Annotated in this window: 13 protein-coding genes and 3 riboswitches; of the genes, 3 read left to right on the top strand and 10 right to left on the bottom strand. The window is 35.6% G+C overall.

Annotation, left to right across the window (positions count from 1 at the left end):
- Nucleotides 1–181 precede the first annotated feature (181 nt).
- Nucleotides 182–2,206 carry a glycosyl hydrolase family 18 protein gene (locus tag LCF45_RS02210; RefSeq protein WP_078203785.1) on the top strand — a complete coding sequence of 675 codons (2,025 nt, stop codon included), beginning with the start codon at nucleotides 182–184 and terminating at the stop codon, nucleotides 2,204–2,206.
- Nucleotides 2,207–2,678: 472 nt separating this feature from the next.
- On the opposite strand, the gene LCF45_RS02205 is transcribed toward LCF45_RS02210, so the two are convergent.
- The 6 genes from LCF45_RS02205 to LCF45_RS02180 form a co-directional block, all read right to left on the bottom strand.
- Nucleotides 2,679–4,211 carry an ABC-F family ATP-binding cassette domain-containing protein gene (locus LCF45_RS02205; RefSeq protein ID WP_263894497.1) on the bottom strand — a complete coding sequence of 511 codons (1,533 nt, stop codon included), beginning with the start codon at nucleotides 4,209–4,211 and terminating at the stop codon, nucleotides 2,679–2,681.
- Between the two features lie 445 nt (nucleotides 4,212–4,656).
- Nucleotides 4,657–5,406 carry an ABC transporter ATP-binding protein gene (locus LCF45_RS02200; RefSeq protein WP_002124980.1) on the bottom strand — a complete coding sequence of 250 codons (750 nt, stop codon included), beginning with the start codon at nucleotides 5,404–5,406 and terminating at the stop codon, nucleotides 4,657–4,659.
- Complete coding sequence (locus LCF45_RS02195) at nucleotides 5,403–6,401, bottom strand: ABC transporter substrate-binding protein (RefSeq protein WP_263894496.1); 999 nt, start codon at nucleotides 6,399–6,401, stop codon at nucleotides 5,403–5,405. Before LCF45_RS02195 ends, LCF45_RS02200 begins: the two co-directional genes overlap by 4 nt.
- Nucleotides 6,398–7,171 carry an ABC transporter permease gene (locus LCF45_RS02190; RefSeq protein ID WP_002091231.1) on the bottom strand — a complete coding sequence of 258 codons (774 nt, stop codon included), beginning with the start codon at nucleotides 7,169–7,171 and terminating at the stop codon, nucleotides 6,398–6,400. The genes LCF45_RS02195 and LCF45_RS02190 overlap by 4 nt, the downstream gene beginning before the upstream one ends.
- Entirely contained in the window at nucleotides 7,143–7,463 is a 321-nt protein-coding gene (locus tag LCF45_RS02185) for an MTH1187 family thiamine-binding protein (RefSeq protein WP_000082898.1), read from the bottom strand. Before LCF45_RS02185 ends, LCF45_RS02190 begins: the two co-directional genes overlap by 29 nt.
- A gap of 101 nt (nucleotides 7,464–7,564) precedes the next feature.
- A riboswitch (TPP riboswitch) is annotated at nucleotides 7,565–7,666 on the bottom strand.
- 61 nt (nucleotides 7,667–7,727) lie between these two features.
- Nucleotides 7,728–9,467 carry a methyl-accepting chemotaxis protein gene (locus LCF45_RS02180; protein ID WP_263894495.1) on the bottom strand — a complete coding sequence of 580 codons (1,740 nt, stop codon included), beginning with the start codon at nucleotides 9,465–9,467 and terminating at the stop codon, nucleotides 7,728–7,730.
- Nucleotides 9,468–9,609: 142 nt separating this feature from the next.
- A riboswitch (cyclic di-GMP riboswitch) is annotated at nucleotides 9,610–9,694 on the bottom strand.
- Between the two features lie 282 nt (nucleotides 9,695–9,976).
- Here LCF45_RS02180 and LCF45_RS02175 point away from each other — a divergent pair.
- Nucleotides 9,977–11,290 carry an anaerobic C4-dicarboxylate transporter family protein gene (locus LCF45_RS02175; protein WP_002029556.1) on the top strand — a complete coding sequence of 438 codons (1,314 nt, stop codon included), beginning with the start codon at nucleotides 9,977–9,979 and terminating at the stop codon, nucleotides 11,288–11,290.
- Nucleotides 11,291–11,421: 131 nt separating this feature from the next.
- On the opposite strand, the gene thiE is transcribed toward LCF45_RS02175, so the two are convergent.
- A complete protein-coding gene (gene thiE, locus LCF45_RS02170; RefSeq protein WP_002124975.1) occupies nucleotides 11,422–12,081 on the bottom strand; it encodes a thiamine phosphate synthase in 660 nt (219 codons plus the stop codon).
- Nucleotides 12,082–12,094: 13 nt separating this feature from the next.
- Complete coding sequence (gene thiM, locus LCF45_RS02165; protein WP_002124973.1) at nucleotides 12,095–12,904, bottom strand: hydroxyethylthiazole kinase; 810 nt, start codon at nucleotides 12,902–12,904, stop codon at nucleotides 12,095–12,097.
- Between the two features lie 72 nt (nucleotides 12,905–12,976).
- Nucleotides 12,977–13,086, bottom strand: a riboswitch (TPP riboswitch).
- A gap of 228 nt (nucleotides 13,087–13,314) precedes the next feature.
- On the opposite strand from thiM, the gene topB reads away from it, so the two are divergent.
- Nucleotides 13,315–15,504 (top strand): DNA topoisomerase III, encoded by a 2,190-nt coding sequence (topB, locus tag LCF45_RS02160; RefSeq protein WP_078206600.1) that lies wholly within the window; start codon nucleotides 13,315–13,317, stop codon nucleotides 15,502–15,504.
- A 41-nt stretch (nucleotides 15,505–15,545) separates the two neighbouring features.
- Here the strand turns inward: topB and LCF45_RS02155 are convergent, their stop codons facing one another.
- Complete coding sequence (locus tag LCF45_RS02155; RefSeq protein ID WP_002124969.1) at nucleotides 15,546–18,407, bottom strand: YhgE/Pip domain-containing protein; 2,862 nt, start codon at nucleotides 18,405–18,407, stop codon at nucleotides 15,546–15,548.
- 305 nt (nucleotides 18,408–18,712) lie between these two features.
- Nucleotides 18,713–19,504, bottom strand: a complete 792-nt coding sequence (locus LCF45_RS02150) for an endonuclease/exonuclease/phosphatase family protein (protein WP_002029550.1) — start codon at nucleotides 19,502–19,504, stop codon at nucleotides 18,713–18,715.
- Nucleotide 19,505 lies beyond the last annotated feature (1 nt).

Here is a 19,505-nt window from a genome sequence, read left to right as displayed (position 1 = left end):
AATCCAATAAAGCGTTTACACCAAATCTTGCATTTGCTACGATTTAATCACCCCCAGCTCCCTTGTATAGACTTCGTGATGTCTGATCATTTTTATCTAGACGTTTCATACGTCTAGATTCACTTTGGTTTATTGGCGCATGCCTTTAAATATATCTTTTATTTTGAAAGGAGAAATGACTATGAGATCAAAAAAATTCACGCTGCTATTACTATCCCTACTACTTTTCTTACCTCTTTTTCTCACAAACTTTATTACTCCAAATTTCGCATTAGCAGATTCACCAAAGCAAGGTCAAAAAATTGTTGGGTATTTTCCTTCATGGGGCGTTTACGGACGTAATTATCAAGTTGCAGACATTGATGCATCAAAGCTAACTCATTTAAACTATGCTTTCGCTGATATTTGCTGGAATGGAAAACATGGAAACCCTTCTACTCACCCCGATAATCCAAATAAACAAACGTGGAACTGTAAAGAATCTGGTGTACCACTGCAAAATAAAGAGGTCCCTAATGGCACTCTCGTACTCGGTGAACCATGGGCTGATGTCACAAAATCTTATCCGGGATCGGGTACAACTTGGGAAGATTGTGATAAATATGCCCGCTGTGGAAATTTCGGAGAACTGAAACGATTAAAAGCTAAGTATCCTCACTTAAAAACAATTATTTCAGTTGGTGGCTGGACTTGGTCTAACCGCTTTTCTGATATGGCCGCTGATGAAAAAACAAGAAAAGTGTTCGCTGAATCTACAGTAGCTTTTCTTCGCGAATATGGATTTGACGGCGTTGATTTAGACTGGGAATACCCGGGTGTTGAAACGATTCCTGGTGGTAGTTATCGTCCTGAAGATAAACAAAACTTCACCCTTCTGCTTCAAGATGTTCGAAATGCATTAACGAAAGCTGGTGCAGAAGATGGTAAACAATATTTACTAACAATCGCGTCAGGTGCAAGCCAACGTTATGCGGATCATACAGAGCTAAAGAAGATTTCTCAAATACTGGATTGGATTAATATTATGACATACGATTTCCACGGTGGATGGGAAGCTACTTCTAACCATAATGCTGCACTATACAAAGATCCAAATGACCCCGCAGCGGATACGAAATTTTACGTAGATGGTGCGATAGACATTTATACAAATGAAGGGGTTCCAGCGGATAAACTCGTATTAGGTGTACCTTTTTACGGACGTGGATGGAAAAGTTGCGGAAAAGAAAATAATGGGCAATACCAACCTTGTAAACCAGGTAGTGACGGAAAGCTCGCTTCTAAAGGTACTTGGGATGATTATTCTACCGGTGACACAGGTGTGTACGATTATGGTGATTTAGCATCTAATTATGTGAATAAAAATGGTTTTGTTCGCGGATGGAACGATGTAGCGAAAGTACCTTATTTATATAATACGACTACAGGAACCTTTATTAGCTATGATGACAATGAATCTATGAAATATAAAACAGACTATATAAAGACAAAGGGTTTAAGTGGCGCAATGTTTTGGGAACTAAGCGGGGATTGCCGTACAAGTCCAAAATATAGTTGTAGTGGACCAAAATTACTTGATACGCTAGTAAAAGAATTACTTGGTGGACCTATTACTCAAAAAGATACTGAACCACCAACAAACGTAAAAAATATTGCTGTTACAAATAAAAATTCAAACTCAGTTCAATTAAACTGGACTGCATCTACTGATAACGTAGGCGTTACTGAATATGAAATTACTGCCGGAGAAGAGAAATGGAGTACAACAACAAATAGCATTACAATTAAAAACTTGAAACCTAATACAGAATACACATTTTCAGTATTAGCAAAAGATGCTGCTGGTAACAAATCACAACCTACTTCTATTCTTATAAAAACAGATGATGCTAACACAACACCTCCTGGTGGAAATGGCAATGCTACCTTTTCAGTCACTTCAAATTGGGGAAGTGGTTACAACTTCTCAATTATAATTAAAAATAGCGGAACGACCCCTATTAAAAACTGGAAATTAGAATTTGATTATAACGGCAATTTAACACAAGTTTGGGATTCTAAAATTAGTAGTAAAATAAATAATCATTACGTAATTACGAATGCAGGATGGAATGGTGAAATTCCTCCTGGTGGATCAGTTACAATCGGAGGGGCAGGAACAGGCAATCCCGCCGAACTTGTAAATGCATCCATTAACGAAAACTAAACGTAACCTCCATTAATTATTTCACTAAAGTTTGAATTTAGGTTTGAGTGCTCTATCCTAAATTCAAACTTTTAATTTTATGAAAAATCACAATTCATATTACAATAACCTATTATAATTATATTTAGTTTCTAATATGAAGTTCGCGTGAAGTTCATCTGAATTTTACATGAATTTCCTTTAAGTTCTATTGTCTTCCCATACTAATCACATTATCCTTTACATATAGGAATCATTTCCATTCCATTTCAAACTATCTATATATATAAAAAAGATAGTAGCCTATTAGGGAAAGGCATCTAGTATTATTATAAATATAACCAAAGAAAAAGAACTCTTATGGTGCGCTTATAAGCGCACCATAAGAGTTCTTTTTCATACAATTCTCATTTGAGAGTTCTCGAAAATCATGTTAATCACAAAGAAAAGGCATTAACTCATAAAAGCTAATGCCTTTTCTTTGTGATTATTGTTAAACGTTCCATTTTTCGATATTCCATATTTTCGTTATCCATGCTTCATAGAAAGAGGGCTCATGTGAAACAATTAAAACTGTACCTTTATATTGTTTTAACGCTTCCTGTAAATCCGTCTTAGTCTCTGTATCCAAATGGTTAGTTGGTTCATCTAAAATTAAAACATTGCTTTTAGTTACGATAAGTTCGCATAATCGTACTTTTGTTTGTTCTCCTCCACTTAATAACTGGATAGGTTTTAATACATGTTCTTCTTTCAATCCGCACTTTGCTAATGCTTGTCGGATTTCTTTTCTTGTCATATCTGGTCTCCCTGCCCATACTCTTTCTAGTGCAGTTATTTCTGAGGAAAATTCCTCTTGTGCAAAATAAGCGGGTTTTACTCGTTCCCCAACAGAAACTGAGCCGCCTAACGGTTTTATTTGTCCTAGTAATGTTTTTAACATTGTTGTTTTTCCAATCCCATTATGACCAATAATCGCAATCTTTTCCCCTTTTTTCACTTGAAAATCCAATTCCGGAAATAACGGTTCACCATAACCAATTTTCAGTTTCTCTACCTGTAATATACGGCTCACTGGCTCAGTATAAACATTAAAATCAAAACGGGCGCGAGGTACATCGTTAACCTTTTCAACCTTTTTCATTTTCTCTAATACTTTTTCACGACTTTTCGCTTGTTTCGCTTTACGAATTTTATTTTTTTGAATAAAACCCTCTAAATGTACAATTTCTTTTTGTTGTTTCGCATACGCCGCTTGTAATTGTTTCCTTTGTAATTGATAACTTTGCAAAAAGGTTTCATAATCTCCCGCATAGCGCTTAACCTTTCGTTCGTCTAGATGATAAATAACATTCGTAATATTGTTCAAAAATATTTCATCATGCGAAATGATAATATAAGCTTTTTCATACATTTGTAAATATGATTGCAACCATTCTATATGTGCTGTATCTAAATAGTTAGTTGGCTCATCTAATAATAAAACATCCGCTTTTTCTAAAAGGAGTTTCCCAAGTAACAACTTTGTCCGCTGACCACCACTTAACTTTGAAACATCCTTTTCCAATCCTATTTCAAACAAGCCTAAGCCTGTTGCTACTTCCTCAATTTCTGTATGAATTTGATAAAAATTAGAATTCTCCAATATAGTTTGTAACTCTCCATACCTTACTAACAATTTCGCTACTTCTCCTGCTCCAGCCATCTCTTCTGTAAGTTTTAACATGTCACGTTCCAACTCATACAGGTTAGAAAACGCACTTTGCAAGTATTCTTCAATTGTTATGCCTTCTTGTAAATCTATATGCTGTTGCAAAAAGCCAATCTTCACATGTGGAAACCATTCAATTTTCCCATCATCATGTATAAGTTCTCCCGTTAACAAGCGTAATAATGTTGATTTTCCAATTCCATTTTTCCCTACTAGCCCAACATGTTCGCCCTTTAATAATCGAAAGCACGTATTATATAAAATGGTTTTCTCACCATATGAATGACTTACATTTTCTACTGTTAATATACTCATCTTTTCTCTCTCCTTTTCTTATGATCCATAAGCTAAATAGAGAGAACAACAGTATAAAGCCTTATTTAGTTATACATATAAAAATGGGTAAGGTGAATACACCTTACCCATTACATATTATCGTAAGAAAGGATTAAGGTTCTTTACCTGCTGTCTTCAATTTAGCTTCATCTTTAAAAATGGGCAGACTTCTCCCGTATCAAGCTAAAACCATTTGAAGAACAGTTGATAAAGTCATTTTATCCTTTCACTCCTTTAACGTTTGTTATATTAAGAGTATAAATCACTCTGTTATATTCTATTCTCTACTTTTTCTTTTGTTCCTTCTTCCAATTTATCCGATGTTAATGAACCCACTATTTCCCCTATAGATTTCATCTTTCTCCTTCAATAGAAAAAAGCCTCTTAACAGCAATTATACAAAAAACTGTTAAAAGACTTTTTTCTATTTTTTCATGTAAGGAGCCAATACTCTTAAAATTTCTTCCTTATCCTTCTTTAACTCAAGAGATGTTAACATATCCATCGTTCGCGGCCTAGGTAATTCCACTTGGACCTCGCCAACTATTGATGCTGGTCTTTGAGATAAAATAAATACGCGATCAGAAAGTAAAATTGCCTCATCTAAGTCATGTGTAACCATAACAATTGTTTGCTTTTCTTGATGCCAAGAATTTAAAAGCCAACTGTGTACTTCCATTTTTGTAAATGCATCTAATTTTCCAAAAGGCTCATCCAGCAGCATAATTGGCTTTTCACATAAATACGTACGAAGGAAACTAATTCTTTGACGCATTCCACCTGATAACTCATCTGGATAATGATCTGCGTATTCATCTAGCTCAAATTGCTTTAATGCTTCCATTCCTTCTGTCAGCCTTTGTCTTTTAGGCTTCCCTTCGATTTCCAATGGAAGAACGATATTTTGCAAAGCCGATCGCCACGGTAGTAATAAATCTTGTTGCGGCATATAACTAACAACATCTTGTTTTTTTACATACTCCTCGTTATAAAACACTTCTCCGCTCGTTGGCTCTTCAACACTTGCAATCATATTTAATAATGTACTTTTTCCACAACCACTCGGACCTACAAAAGAGACAAACTCTCCCTCTTGTATAGACGCACTAATATTTGCTAATACATTCTTTCCATCGAAAGCTTTTACAATATCTTTTATTTGTAATCCACTCATTTTTCACTTGGAAGGAATTCATTTGTAAAGGCATCTTTTACATCGATTTTCTTTTTAATAACTTTGTTGTCATATAAGAAATTCATGTAATTCGTCCAAATCTCTTCCTTCTGTACTCCCCACGCTTTTGCATCATCTTGATACTTTGTACTTAACCACTTTTGGCTTTCTTGTACTAATTCTTTATTCACATCTGGAACAGCTTTAATTAAAATATCCGCAGCTTCTTTCGGTTCTTTAATTGCAAAATCATAACCTTCTGTCGTTGCCGTCATAAATTTTTTCACAAAATCTTTATCTTGCTTCGTATGTTTTTCACTTGTAATAATAACAGGACTATAGAAATCAAGCGCTGGATCTAAGTCTTTTACCATAATTGTATTTAACTCTTTTCCTTGACGCTTCGCTTCAATTCCATCCCATCCATAATAAATCCATTCAAAGTCTGCATCACGACCGATTGATTTAAAGAAATCTGTTTGTCCAAGAATAATTTTTTCAACTTTATTAAAATCAGCTTGATGTTTCTCCATAATCGTCTTTAACGTCGCTTCTTCTGCTGGTCCCCCCCAGCCGCCATAACGTTTACCTTCAAAATCTTTCGGTGACGTCATATTATCTTTTTTTAGAGATGCAAAAGCAGAGGTATTATGCTGAATAATTGCACCAACAGAAACAACTGGGATTCCTTCAACACGAGCTAATGTTACATTTTCTTGTGCGCTTATCGCAAAGTCTGCTTTCCCAGAAGCAATCATCTGCTCTGCCGTTACATTATCACCAGGCTGGATAATTTCTACATCAAGCCCTTGCTTTTTGTAATAATCTGTCGTTTGCGCTACATATAAGCCAGTATGATTCGTATTTGGAAACCAATCTAAAACGACTTTTACTTTTTTATCTTTACTTGAACTTTCTTCTTTCTTCGCCGGATTACATCCAGCAACAGTTACTGCTAATAATGCAGCTAACATAATTTTTAAACCTTTTTTCATTTTCTGCCGCCCTTTCTGTATATCCATGGTGCTGTTATTCTTGCCATAAATTCAACAATAAAGTACAGACATAATGTCACCATGACGATAATCGCTGCAACACCAAATACTCGAGCCGTTAAAAAGGATTTTGTTGCTCTTGTAAGCATAACTCCTAATCCTTCGCTGGCACCAAGCCATTCCCCAATAATCGCCCCCATCACACTATATGTAACAGCAATTTTTAAACCTGAGAAGAAGTATGGGAGTACTGCTGGAAACTTTACTTTCTGGTAAACTTGCCATTTCGTTGCCTTCATTGTTTGTAACAGTTTCAGCATATTTTTATCTACCGTTTGGAAACCTTCTAAAATGCTAAGCGCAATTGGGAAGAAACAAACAAGAATAACAACCATTACTTTTGGCAACATTCCGTATCCAAACCAAATAATAAATAATGGTGCGAGCACAACGATTGGAATTGTTTGCGAAATAACGAGCAATGGATTCATTAAAATCCGAAATAAAGGGATGACATCCATAATGATAGCAATACTCGTCCCAAGTAAAATTGCAAAAAACAACCCAATTATTACTTCCTGTAACGTTTGCACTGTATTCGGTAATAGTAAATCTTTCATTCCAATTAACTCTTGCACAATTGCAGACGGCTTCGGTAAAATCCACGGCTCAATTTTAAATAATGAAACAGATCCTTCCCATATAGCAATGAGAAGGATAAGCCAAATTGTTGTGATTATTTTAGATCGCTTCTGGTTTTGCATATTCATCACGGTACTTCCAAACTTTTTCGTCAATCGTTACGCCTGTACTTGGACGATAGTGAATTTTAATAGAAGTGATTACTTCTTCTGCTCCAGCATCGACGCAAGCTTGTTGCGCGCGTTTAATGACGTCAAGAAGTACATCTAATTCTCCTTCCAACGTTGTTTCCATTGCCCCTACTTCATAACGAACTCCCGACTGTTGTACAACTTCAATTGCTTTATCAACAACGGAATACACATCTTTGTTCTTCGCTTGTGGTACTACTGAAAATGAAATTGTAACTTGTTGTGACATAATAAAACCCCCCTTACAAAATATGGTTTCAAAAAAAGAAAAGGCTTTCCTACCATGTAGGAAAGCCTTGTATACAAGTTATTCTATAATAACTTATGCTACATCACTTTAAAGTAACTCCCTACGCTGGCATTATCCAGATCAGGTTGAGGGTCGATGTATACTTACATCCTCTCAGCCAATTGGCTCCCCGGTTCTTAATTCGTTTTCATTGTAGCATGATTTATTTTATTGAACAAACAAAAGCATGCATAATCACTTCATTTAACTTTTGAATTCCCCAATTAACTCTTGTAACTCCTGTGAAAGCCAACTTAAAGAACTAGCTAATTCAGCAATATCTTGTACAGACATTTCCTGTTCTTTCATACTTTCTTGAACATTACTACTACTATTCGCATACTTATTTGCGATAAGTGATAGTTCATTTACAACACGAACAATATTTTGGCTATTTTGCAATATATCACTTGAATTGCTAGAAACAGCTCTAACTTGATTGGTAACAGTTTGTGCTGATTTCGAAATTTTTTCAAAGAAAGCACCACTACTTTCAACAAGTTTAATTCCTGATTCTACTTCTTTTGAAGCTTTTTGCATTGAAACAACAGCTTCTTCCGTTCCAGCTTGTGTTTCCCCAATTAATTTTGCTATATCTTTTGCTGATGCTTCCGTCTGCTCTGCTAATTTACGCACTTCATCAGCAACAACGGCAAATCCCTCTCCAGTTTCCTCAGCACGTGAAGCTTCAATAGTAGCATGTAAAGCTAGCGAATTAGTTTGATTTGAAATACCTGTAATTTCAGTTACAATATCACTAATTTCTTTTGATCTTGCTTCCAAAGAATAAATAATAGAAGATAAATCTTGTACTGCATTTTGTATTATGTTCATTTGATTAATCGCCTGTTTAATAACACCATTTCCTTTTCCTGAATGATGCTCTATACCTTCAGACTCTTTCACCATTTGTTTTGCAGCATTCGTTATCTCCTCCATCTTATCTTCCATTTCATATACAATACCTAAATACTGTGGTACTGAAGTTTCTTGTGACTGGGCGCCAGCTCTTAACTCAACCATAGAACTTACGATTTCTTGAACTGCCATGCTATTCTCTTTCGTACTCACTGACAATTCTTTTGAAGATGAGGAAACCTGTTCTGCTGTCTGCTTCACTTTATCTATAATTCCTTTAAACTTCTCGATGGTATTATTAAAATACGCATTAATAATACCAATATCATCTGGTCTTTCCTCTAATTTAATACTTAAATCACCTTCACCGACTTTGCGCAACCCTTCACGTAAATCCCGCAATGGAGCAAGTGCGTTACGTACGATTAAGAATTGAATAACAGTTGCAATTAAAACAGAAATACAAATAAACATTAAACCTTGTATAATGAATTTTCCCTTTGTAATAGGAACAATAGAGGCATCTACATCGGTTGCAACAATTGCCACAATATTATCTTCTCCATCTTTAATTGGCTCTAATATCGTTACCCATGATCCTAATGCGTCTTCATATACTACTGTCATGTTTGCTTTTTTCGTGCTCATTACCTTATCATATGCTTTCATCCAAAGATCTGGTTGTTTATAATAGTCCCCTGGCTTTACTTCAACAACATTTGCTAAGTCTGTAGACAAGTCGACGATTTGTAACTCACCTTTTTCATTTTCTTTTGCTCCAACAATATACGTTTGTCCAACACTGTTCAATTCTTCCGTTGATTCATCTAATTTCTCTGTTAACTTCTCTCTCTTTTCTCTTTCTGCCGTTGGATCTTTTGCAACATCTCTCACTATTTCTGCGTCTAATTTATGTAATACCGTATCTCCTGTTTCAAAAGAATGCCTTTCAAATATAGACATCATACTATTTTGAAACATGTTAAAACTTAACGCCCCCATACTACCAACAAGCGTCAAAATAACTAATACAGTTAACAATACATTTTTTTGAAGAAATGATAGCTTGTGCCAATACTTTCCCATTAACATCACCTTTCTAAATTAACTTAGTATAAAGTAAAACTATTAAAATATAAACCTCATCAACAAATGATAACAATTCTCATTTGTTTACAAATAAAAAAAAGACCAATGAAAAAGCATTGGTCAAAACCAACCCTATCCGTCCGGTAACTGGCTAGCATAGTCATTTGACCTTAGCCCCTGTAGTTTTGCGCCCTCATGTTTCCATCAGTTTGCCTTTCTCGCTGAACGAGTTGAACGATATGGGAGTTCTATGAGAATTTAAATATTCTCTTTCAAAGATTACAACATAAAAATTAAAATGTCCACTTATTTAGAGATTTAAATATGAAGTTTTAATGTATTATTTTTTCGAAATAATTTAACAAAGTTCGTGAATGTTACATTTCTTGTGTTATATAATAAAAAACGTATACAACACAAGGATTATTCCGGATATTAATTTAATTTTCTTTCAAATTAAATTATTCGAATATATCTTAACTTACGAATTTCGGAGGTAGTTTATCATGTTTTGGCTACAATTTCTTACGTTACTACTCTGCATTTTTATTGGTGCACGCTTAGGCGGAGTTGGTCTAGGAGTAATGGGTGGCGTTGGTATGGCAATACTTGTTTTCGTCTTCCACTTACAACCTACAGCTCCTCCTATTGATGTAATGCTTATGATTTTAGCCGTAATTACAGCTGCCGGTGCTTTGCAAGCTGCTGGAGGAATGGATTACCTTGTCTACCTTGCTGAGAAAGCATTACGAAAAAATCCAAAGCGTATTACATTTTTTGCTCCTATTGTTACTTATTTATTCACGCTATGCGCGGGAACTGGTCATGTCGCTTATTCTGTACTTCCCGTTATCGCCGAAGTATCTCGCGAATCAGGAATTAGACCTGAACGACCAATGTCAATTGCCGTTATCGCTTCCCAGCAGGCAATTACAGCTAGTCCAATATCGGCTGCAACAGTTGCACTTTTAGCAATGTTAGCCGACTATAAAATCACCTTGTTAGATATTTTAAAAGTCAGTATCCCTTCTACTTTTATTGCTTGTATGGTAGCTGCATTCGTTGCTAGTAAAATGGGAAAAGAATTAAATGAAGACCCTGAATACTTGAAGCGATTAAAAGAGGGAATGATCCCTAAACTTGAAGAGAAAAAAGAATTTGCGGGTGTAAAAGGCGCTAAATTATCAGTTATCCTTTTCCTAGTAGGAACTTTCCTTGTCGTACTTCTTGGTTCATTTGAAGCCCTTCGTCCGGGATGGATGGTTGACGGGAAGTTAGCTCGTCTTTCCATGCCAAACACAATTGAAATGGTCATGTTAACCATTGCTGCTCTCATTATTATTTTCTGTAAACCAAATGTGGAAAGCATTGTAACTGGTAACGTCTTTAAAGCAGGCGCAACAGCAGTTGTTGCTATTTTTGGTATCGCTTGGATGGGAGATACTTTCTTCAACGGAAACTTAAATATAATTCAAGGATCAATTCAACACTTAGTGACAAGTGCACCATGGCTATTTGCTATTGCACTATTCATTCTATCTATTTTACTGTATAGCCAAGCAGCAACAGTTCGTGCTTTAGTGCCACTCGGACTATCACTTGGTATTCCGCCGGCATTACTTATTGCGATGTTCCCTGCAGTAAATGGATATTTCTTCATTCCAAACTACGGGACAATCGTTGCTGCAATTAACTTTGACCGTACTGGTACAACAGGAATTGGTAAATATGTTTTAAATCATAGCTTTATGATTCCGGGCCTGATCGCAACCTTTACTTCTATCGGAATTGGAATGCTCTTAATTTCAATTATGTTTTAAATAAAGTGAAACTTTAATCAGTGGGGGGTTTTGTTCTTCCCCCACTGATTATTAGCCCGCACCAATCGGGCTTTTACCGGCGTAAGACTCCCACAAATAGCAGGATAAACGAAACAACTCATTTTGCGACTCTACAAACTCTTATTTACTTCCTCAACTAATTTCTTCGTACCTTCATACGCAGATTCCGCTAAGCTAATCGCTGAAATAACTGAAACACCATCCGCACCCGCTTCTATAACAGAAGCTGTATTTTCAATTGTAATCCCACCAATCCCAACGATCGGTATTGTAATCTCTTGTTCCCTAAAATACTTTAGACCTTCCGTTCCTTGAACCGCTTTTGTATCTTTTTTCGTACTCGTCGGGAAAATTGGACCAACTCCTAAATAATCAGCTCCATTTTCAATCGCCCAGCGTGCTTCTTCAATTGTATGTGTAGATACACCAACAATTTTATCACCCATTTTTTCACGAACAGAAGTAATTCCTTCATCATCTTGTCCAACATGCACGCCATCTGCATCTAACTCGAGGGCTAGTTCCACATCATCATTTACGATGAATGGTACACCGTACTCCTTGCAAAGCGCTTGTAGTTCTTTCGCAAAATCAATACGTTTCTCTCCCGTTAAAGCCCCTTCTCCCTTTTCACGAAGTTGAAAAATTGTTATACCACCTTCTAGTGCATCTCTCAATACTTGTAGTGGCTCCTTCGTACAATTGTTACTTCCCATAATAAAATATACTGGTAATAACCTAGACATTTCATCCATTGTAATGCGCGACATCTAGTTCCTCTCCTTACTGTATAACCTCAATCTTTCCATACTTCTCAATATCATCTGAAGTTGTATTCGCTAACTGATTTAAAAATTCAATTTGAAAGCTTCCTGGTCCATTCTCTACTGTTTTCGAAGCCGCTACTTCTGCTGCTACTCCATAGAATGTTAATGCGGCTACTGCTGCCTTTACATAATCCTTTTCTACCGCTACAAATGCTCCTATTACAGAAGTTAGTAAACAACCTGTTCCAGTAACTTTCGTTAAAATAGGATGGCCATTTCGAATAAGAATAGTTCGCTCTCCATCTGTAACAACATCTTCTTGTCCAGTAATTATCGCAACTGTATTTAATTCATCCGCTGCCTGTTTTGCAATATTTAAAACATTACCGTTTCCAGTACCAGCATCTACACCTTTAATTTCCCATTTCTCATTAATAACGTTAGCTATTTCAGCCGCATTTCCGCGGATAACAGCTAAATCGATTTCAGCTGGAATATATCTCGCAACTTCTGTTCGATAAGAAGTTGCTCCTGCCCCAACTGGATCAAACAATACTGGTACATCATTCTTATTTGCTGATTTACCAGCAAGTAACATCGCTTCTACCTCTTCAGGACGAAGTGTACCCATATTTAAAACAAGGGCTCCCGCAATGCTAGCCATTTCTGCTACTTCTTCTTTTGCATACGCCATTATAGGTGATGCTCCTAATGCTAACAAACCGTTTGCTGTAAAATTTGTTACAACAACATTTGTAATATTATGCACGAGTGGATTAGACTCTCTCACCAAATCCACTACTTTACTAATTTCTTTCATATTCATCCTTTTCATCTCCTAACTATAGTAATGGGAGATACACAAAAAGGCACTTTGCGCGTACGCAAAGTGCCTGAACATGTGCTTTTACACTCTCCCTACGCTGGCATTATCCAACAGGTTCAAATGGTCAATGACGGACTAGTCATACTCTCAGTTTGCATCCACAAACTCCCATGTGTTTATTATTCATCTACTTCAAAGTCTACTCTTATTCTAGTAAAATAACAAGTTCTTTACTTTTATAGAATGATAGAGATCAGAACTCTCCTGGTTCAACCATTCTTCGCCTTTATATAAGTAAAACTCTCACACGTATATTTCACCACAAATAACTCAAACCGTCAGCAAGACTGAATAGAACAAAGATGTATGCTATATTTAACGTATGGAAATTTGAAAGGATGTTTTTAAATATGGCAAAAAGTATTGTAATTGCTGAAAAACCTTCTGTTGCACGTGATATCGCACGTGTACTGAAATGTGATAAAAAAGGGAACGGCTATCTTGAAGGTAGTAAATATATTGTTACTTGGGCTTTAGGTCATCTCGTTACATTAGCTGATCCAGAAAGCTATGATGTGAAATATAAACAGTGGAATTTAGAAGATTTACCAATGCTACCGGAGCGTTTAAAACTAACCGTTATTAAACAAACAGGGAAACAGTTTAACGCTGTAAAAAGTCAGCTTCTTAGAAAAGATGTAAATGAAATCATTATAGCTACTGACGCCGGTCGTGAGGGCGAGTTGGTCGCACGCTGGATTATCGATAAAGTTAAAATGCAGAAACCGATTAAACGTCTATGGATTTCATCTGTTACCGATAAAGCAATTAAAGATGGCTTCGCAAATTTAAAACCAGGAAAAGCATATGACAATCTATACGCTTCAGCTGTCGCACGTTCAGAGGCTGACTGGTATATCGGACTTAATGCGACTCGAGCATTAACTACTCGCTTTAATGCCCAACTAAATTGTGGTCGTGTTCAAACACCTACTGTAGCCATGATTGCAAGCCGTGAAGATGAAATCAAACATTTCAAAGCTCAAACTTACTATGGTATCGAAGCTCAAACAGCTGAGAGATTAAAGCTAACTTGGCAAGATACAAAAGGAAATAGCCGTAGCTTTAATAAAGAAAAAACTGATGCAATCGTGAACAAAATTAGTAAGCAAAATGCTACTGTTGTAGACATTGATAAAAAACAAAAGAAATCGTTCGCCCCTGGTCTTTACGATTTAACTGAGCTACAACGTGATGCGAATAAAATATTTGGTTACTCTGCGAAAGAAACATTAAACATTATGCAAAAATTATATGAACAGCATAAAGTTTTAACGTACCCTCGTACAGATTCACGCTATATTTCATCTGATATTGTCGGAACACTTCCAGAGCGTCTGAAGGCTTGCGGAGTTGGAGAATACCGTCCTTTAGCACATAAAGTATTGCAGAAACCTGTAAAATCTAATAAATCATTTGTTGATGATAGTAAAGTAAGTGATCATCACGCAATTATTCCAACAGAGAGCTATGTAAACTTCTCAGCTTTCACAGATAAAGAACGTAAAATTTATGACTTAGTTGTAAAACGTTTCTTAGCTGTTTTATTCCCGGCCTTTGAATATGAACAACTAACATTGCGCACGAAAATTGGTGACGAAACGTTCATCGCACGCGGAAAAACGATTTTACATGCTGGTTGGAAAGAGGTTTATGAAAATCGATTTGAAGATGATGATGTAAGCGATGATGTAAAAGAACAAATCTTACCTCGCATCGAAAAAGGCGATACATTAAACATAAAACTAATTGTCCAAACATCAGGTCAAACGAAAGCACCTGCACGTTTTAATGAAGCAACATTACTTTCAGCGATGGAAAACCCAACAAAATACATGGATACGCAAAACAAACAACTTGCTGACACGTTAAAGTCAACTGGTGGATTAGGTACTGTAGCTACACGAGCTGATATTATCGACAAGTTATTCAATTCGTTCTTGCTTGAAAAACGTGGTAAAGATATTCACATTACTTCAAAAGGCCGTCAGTTACTTGATTTAGTGCCAGAAGAACTGAAATCTCCTACACTAACTGGTGAATGGGAGCAAAAGTTAGAAGCTATCGCTAAAGGAAAATTAAAGAAAGAAGTATTCATTTCAGAAATGAAGAACTATACGAAAGAAATTGTTGCTGAAATTAAATCGAGTGATAAGAAATATAAACACGACAACATTTCAACGAAGTCTTGTCCAGACTGTGGTAAACCAATGTTAGAAGTAAACGGTAAAAAAGGTAAAATGCTTGTATGCCAAGATCGCGAATGTGGTCACCGTAAAAATGTATCCCGCACTACAAATGCACGCTGTCCTCAGTGTAAAAAGAAACTAGAACTTCGTGGTGAAGGAGCAGGCCAAATTTTCGCATGTAAATGTGGCTATCGTGAGAAACTTTCTACATTCCAAGAGAGACGTAAAAAAGAATCCGGCAGCAAAGCTGATAAACGCGACGTTCAAAAATATATGAAACAGCAGAACAAAGAAGAAGAACCATTAAACAATCCATTCGCAGAAGCATTAAAGAAATTAAAATTTGATTAAACAAAAAGGTTCCTACCACTATCGGTAGGAACCTTTTATTTTTAATGAATAATTTTACTTCCTTTTGCGTTCTCAACAAACTTTTCACTTGATTTGTTAATTGGTGTTTTCAGTAATAACGCAGCCACAATCATAACTACTACGAAAACACTTAACACAAGTAAATCTCTAGTTACTATATCCCAAAGCATTCCGCCAACTGTTTCACGAATTGCACTAATTGCATATGTGAATGGTAAGAACGGATAAATTGCTTGGAAGAACGGTGGTGTCATTTGAATTGGGAATGTTCCGCCTGATCCCGCTACTTGCAGTACAAGTAAAATGATCGCCATCGATTTCCCAACGTTTCCGAAAATAGAAACGAGTGAGTATACGATACAAACAAAGACTCCCCCAATAAATAAACTAAATAACACAAACCAGAACTTATCGACTACGTACGTACCGAGTAAGAATATATCTCCCATTGATACGATAAACGCTTGTGAAAGACCTATCGTTAAGAATGTTAATAAACGTCCGAAGTAAACTTCATGGCTCTTATAATTCGCGCCCTCTTCGTGTACTTCTACCGTTAATAATGAAACCATTAATAATGCGCCTACCCATAATGCAAGCACTGTATAGAATGGTGACATTGCTGAACCGTAGTTCGGCATTGCAAATAATTTATTCTCTTTTAAATTTACTGGATTTGCAAAGTAGTCACTTTGCTTTTCAACATCATTCTTTAATAAGCGTATGATGTCTTTTATATCCTCTTCAGATTCAAAATCACGAATTTTATCTGCTAATTCTTTAATCTTTTTCTCAGTCTCCGGCATTTCAGCTTTAATGTCTGCTAATTTCTTTCTACCGTCTACTAAGCCTTTGGATGAATCTTCTAGTAATTTTTTAACATCTGGAAGCTTTTTGTCTGCATCATTTAAAATTTGAGTTGTATTTTTCGACATCTCTTTTGTACGAGCAATTGCTGTGTTGAAGCCTGGTACAATTTCTGCATCATACGTCGATAATACATCTGCTAATTGAGCTGATCCGCCTTTCGCAGCATTGTTAATACTTTCAATTACATCTTTTGTCGGTTTCTGGCCATTGTTAAGAAGTGTAATCCCCTTATTCGTTGCCTCTACACCTTTTTGTAAGCTGCTTTTCGCTTTGTTTAATTTTGTAATTCCATTATTAAGGTTTTTATCACTATTTACATCCGCTAAAACCTTATTTGTACTTTCTAGAACTGGAATCATATCATCAATCAAACCAATTCCAGATTGGAATTGACCATTTAAGCTATTTAAAGCTACTTTCGTTGAATCTAAACCGTTAACACCTCTATTTTGTACATCTTCTTTCGCTTTTTGTAAATCTGCTTTTGCACCTTCAAGGCCATTTTTTGCTTTATCGTAATCTGCTTTTGCATTGTCATATGCTGCATTTGCATCAACTTTAGCTTGATCTACTGTACTAACTGCTTTTTGATAATCTGCTACAAATGTTTCATTATAATCTTTTTCAGCTCGATCGATTAAAGCATTTGTTTCATTTAGTTTCTGATTGATTCCATCTCGTACATCTTGTTTTACTTCTTGACCTGTGCTAATCAAATCATTTAAACGTTTAAATCGATTATTTAAATCTTGTTGTCCATCTTTAATAGCTGTTAAATGCTCTTTTCTTGTTTTAAAGAAATTTTGCCCAAACTCAGTTTGAGCTCCTTGCTCTAAACGAGCCATAACATCAATTACATAAGAGAGATTGTCAATATGCGTTTGAAGATTATTAGATATAGTTGAAATATTTTTCTTAGCTATCTCTGGGTCAACGCTCCCATTTTGCAATCCATCCATAACACTTTGTGCATAAGCTGTTCCTGCACGGGATGAACTTAAAACATTATTGACTGTTTGATTAATATTTTGCGCTATATTTTTATAACCATCACTATTCAACTTAGAAAGGTCCGGTCTTGCAGGGAATTCAGGTAATCCATTCATTCCAGACAAATCAGGAATATTTAAGTCTACACCTGGATTCATTAAAAAGTCAGTAAATGCAGCTGCACTATCCATAACGCCTTTTGCTACTACTAAATCATTTCTTATCGTTCCTGGAGCATTCTTTAATGTTTGATCTTGTCTTGCAAAGAACTTATCTAAATTTGCCAACGCTTCTTGCCCATCATTTATTACACTCTCTACAACAGGTAGATCTTTTTGTGCTACTTTCACGATATCTTCCGCTCGAGTTGCATCATCTAACGCCTTATCCATAAGTGTATTCATTTCTGGGAACTGCGCTTCTAACTTAAATACAAGATCTTTTACCTTCTCGATACTTGGTAAGTTAGTTTCTAAATCGATTCCAAGGTCATTGAAGATTTTAAAAATCTCACCGTTTGCTGTTTTAACAAAGTTTTTACTAACCTCTTCTGTAAGACCCGATGCACCTTTAGCTGTAATCTTCGGTGCAATGGCATTCACCTTTTCATTTACATAGTAATCAATTTCCGGCTTCTGTGGATTTTCATTCAAGACTGTTGCAATCTTTTCAGAAAAATCTTTTGGAATAGTAATACTTGCGGAATAATCTCCACGCTCTACTCCATAAATTGCTTGCTTTTCATCAACAAACTTCCACCCGAAATTTTTGTCCTTCTTAAGTGAATCTACAATTTCTTTCCCGATGTTAATATCTTTCCCTCTTAAATTTGATCCAACATCTTGGTTAGAAACTGCAATCTGGATTCCTTTCGTATTTCCGTAAGGATCCCAAGAAGCTTTGATGTTAAACCATGCATATAACGATGGTAAAATCATTAACCCTAAAACAATAACAATTGCAGCCCAATGTTTGGCTACATTCCGTAAATCTGTCTTATAAATACGCCAAATCTGTTTCATATAAGCAATCACCTAATTATATATTTTTCTTTCTTTGGAAAATGATACATACATTTTGCAATTATATCACTTTCTACAGCGTGGATTAAACGAAAACATACTATTTTTCCCATTAAATATTTCACTTACTTCATTATATAACGAAGTAAAAAAAGTATGCATACAAAATGACCAAATTAGTTTTACATTCAATAATAACAAATATATAGGAAATGTCATAAAAAATACAAGTATTTTCTCTTGGGAATACTTGTATTTATCAAAAAACCCTCCCAGCTTTTCATTATCTGTGAGGGTTTCTTCTATTATATATCTAATTGTACTTCTACACCGAAATGATCAGAAATTACATTTCGATTTGTTCCATTAAAAATGACTTTTGAAGAATTAACTGTTTTACTTCGATTGCTTAATATTAGGTCGATTCGTAAGTTTTGTTTATTTTCATCCCAACCAGCAATCTCTCCTTGGACAGTTGTTCCTTCATCCTTCTCTATCGCTAGTTCATATGTGTCATATAAACCTTTTTGCATCGTATACTCATAACCCTCTCCTTCCAAACGAGCATTGTTATTAAAATCACCCATTAAGAAGGAAAGTTCATTGCTATTTACACGCTCCATTAAACGATCAACTTGGTCTTTGAATGATTCTTCTTCATCATTCCACCAACCGAGATGGCAAGAATAAAACGTTATATTCTTATCATTATAAGCAATTGTTGCACTTACAATTTTGCGTGTTTTCCAATACGTTGTATCCTTATTTTCTGAGACAAAGAACGTATCTTCCTTTACAATGTTATGCTTTGTTATAATTGCTAATCCTTCTTCGTACACATCATATCCAATATGAGAGAAATCCCAAATAATATTGTATTCTTTTACATTTAATGCTCTTAACTCTTCTAGCAGTAAAAGCCCAAAATTATCTTTTTTCTTGTTACCGCATACATTTTCAGCTTGTATAGACTGACTTACTTCTTGCAATGCGATCACATCATAATCTTCTTCTTGAATTGCTTTAGCAAGATACTTTATTTTTTCAATTTGATTCTCTTCTTGCCAAGAGTGACAATTTAAAGTTAGCAATTTCATA

This window comes from Bacillus sp. 41-22, from assembly GCF_025809295.1.
Classification (GTDB): Bacteria; Bacillota; Bacilli; order Bacillales; family Bacillaceae_G; genus Bacillus_A; species Bacillus_A mycoides.
The sequence above is the reverse complement of the archived record's forward strand: the minus strand, read 5'-3'. Positions and strand labels throughout refer to the sequence as shown.

Coding starts and splice junctions, on each gene's coding strand:
- LCF45_RS02190 (WP_002091231.1), bottom strand. CDS start 7,171: ATGAATATGCAAAACCAGAAGCGATCTAAAATAATCACAACAATTTGG.
- LCF45_RS02195 (WP_263894496.1), bottom strand. CDS start 6,401: ATGAAAAAAGGTTTAAAAATTATGTTAGCTGCATTATTAGCAGTAACT.
- LCF45_RS02150 (WP_002029550.1), bottom strand. CDS start 19,504: ATGAAATTGCTAACTTTAAATTGTCACTCTTGGCAAGAAGAGAATCAA.
- LCF45_RS02175 (WP_002029556.1), top strand. CDS start 9,977: ATGTTTTGGCTACAATTTCTTACGTTACTACTCTGCATTTTTATTGGT.
- LCF45_RS02200 (WP_002124980.1), bottom strand. CDS start 5,406: ATGAGTGGATTACAAATAAAAGATATTGTAAAAGCTTTCGATGGAAAG.
- LCF45_RS02185 (WP_000082898.1), bottom strand. CDS start 7,463: ATGTCACAACAAGTTACAATTTCATTTTCAGTAGTACCACAAGCGAAG.
- LCF45_RS02205 (WP_263894497.1), bottom strand. CDS start 4,211: ATGAGTATATTAACAGTAGAAAATGTAAGTCATTCATATGGTGAGAAA.
- thiM (WP_002124973.1), bottom strand. CDS start 12,904: ATGAATATGAAAGAAATTAGTAAAGTAGTGGATTTGGTGAGAGAGTCT.
- LCF45_RS02180 (WP_263894495.1), bottom strand. CDS start 9,467: ATGGGAAAGTATTGGCACAAGCTATCATTTCTTCAAAAAAATGTATTG.
- LCF45_RS02155 (WP_002124969.1), bottom strand. CDS start 18,407: ATGAAACAGATTTGGCGTATTTATAAGACAGATTTACGGAATGTAGCC.
- topB (WP_078206600.1), top strand. CDS start 13,315: ATGGCAAAAAGTATTGTAATTGCTGAAAAACCTTCTGTTGCACGTGAT.
- LCF45_RS02210 (WP_078203785.1), top strand. CDS start 182: ATGAGATCAAAAAAATTCACGCTGCTATTACTATCCCTACTACTTTTC.
- thiE (WP_002124975.1), bottom strand. CDS start 12,081: ATGTCGCGCATTACAATGGATGAAATGTCTAGGTTATTACCAGTATAT.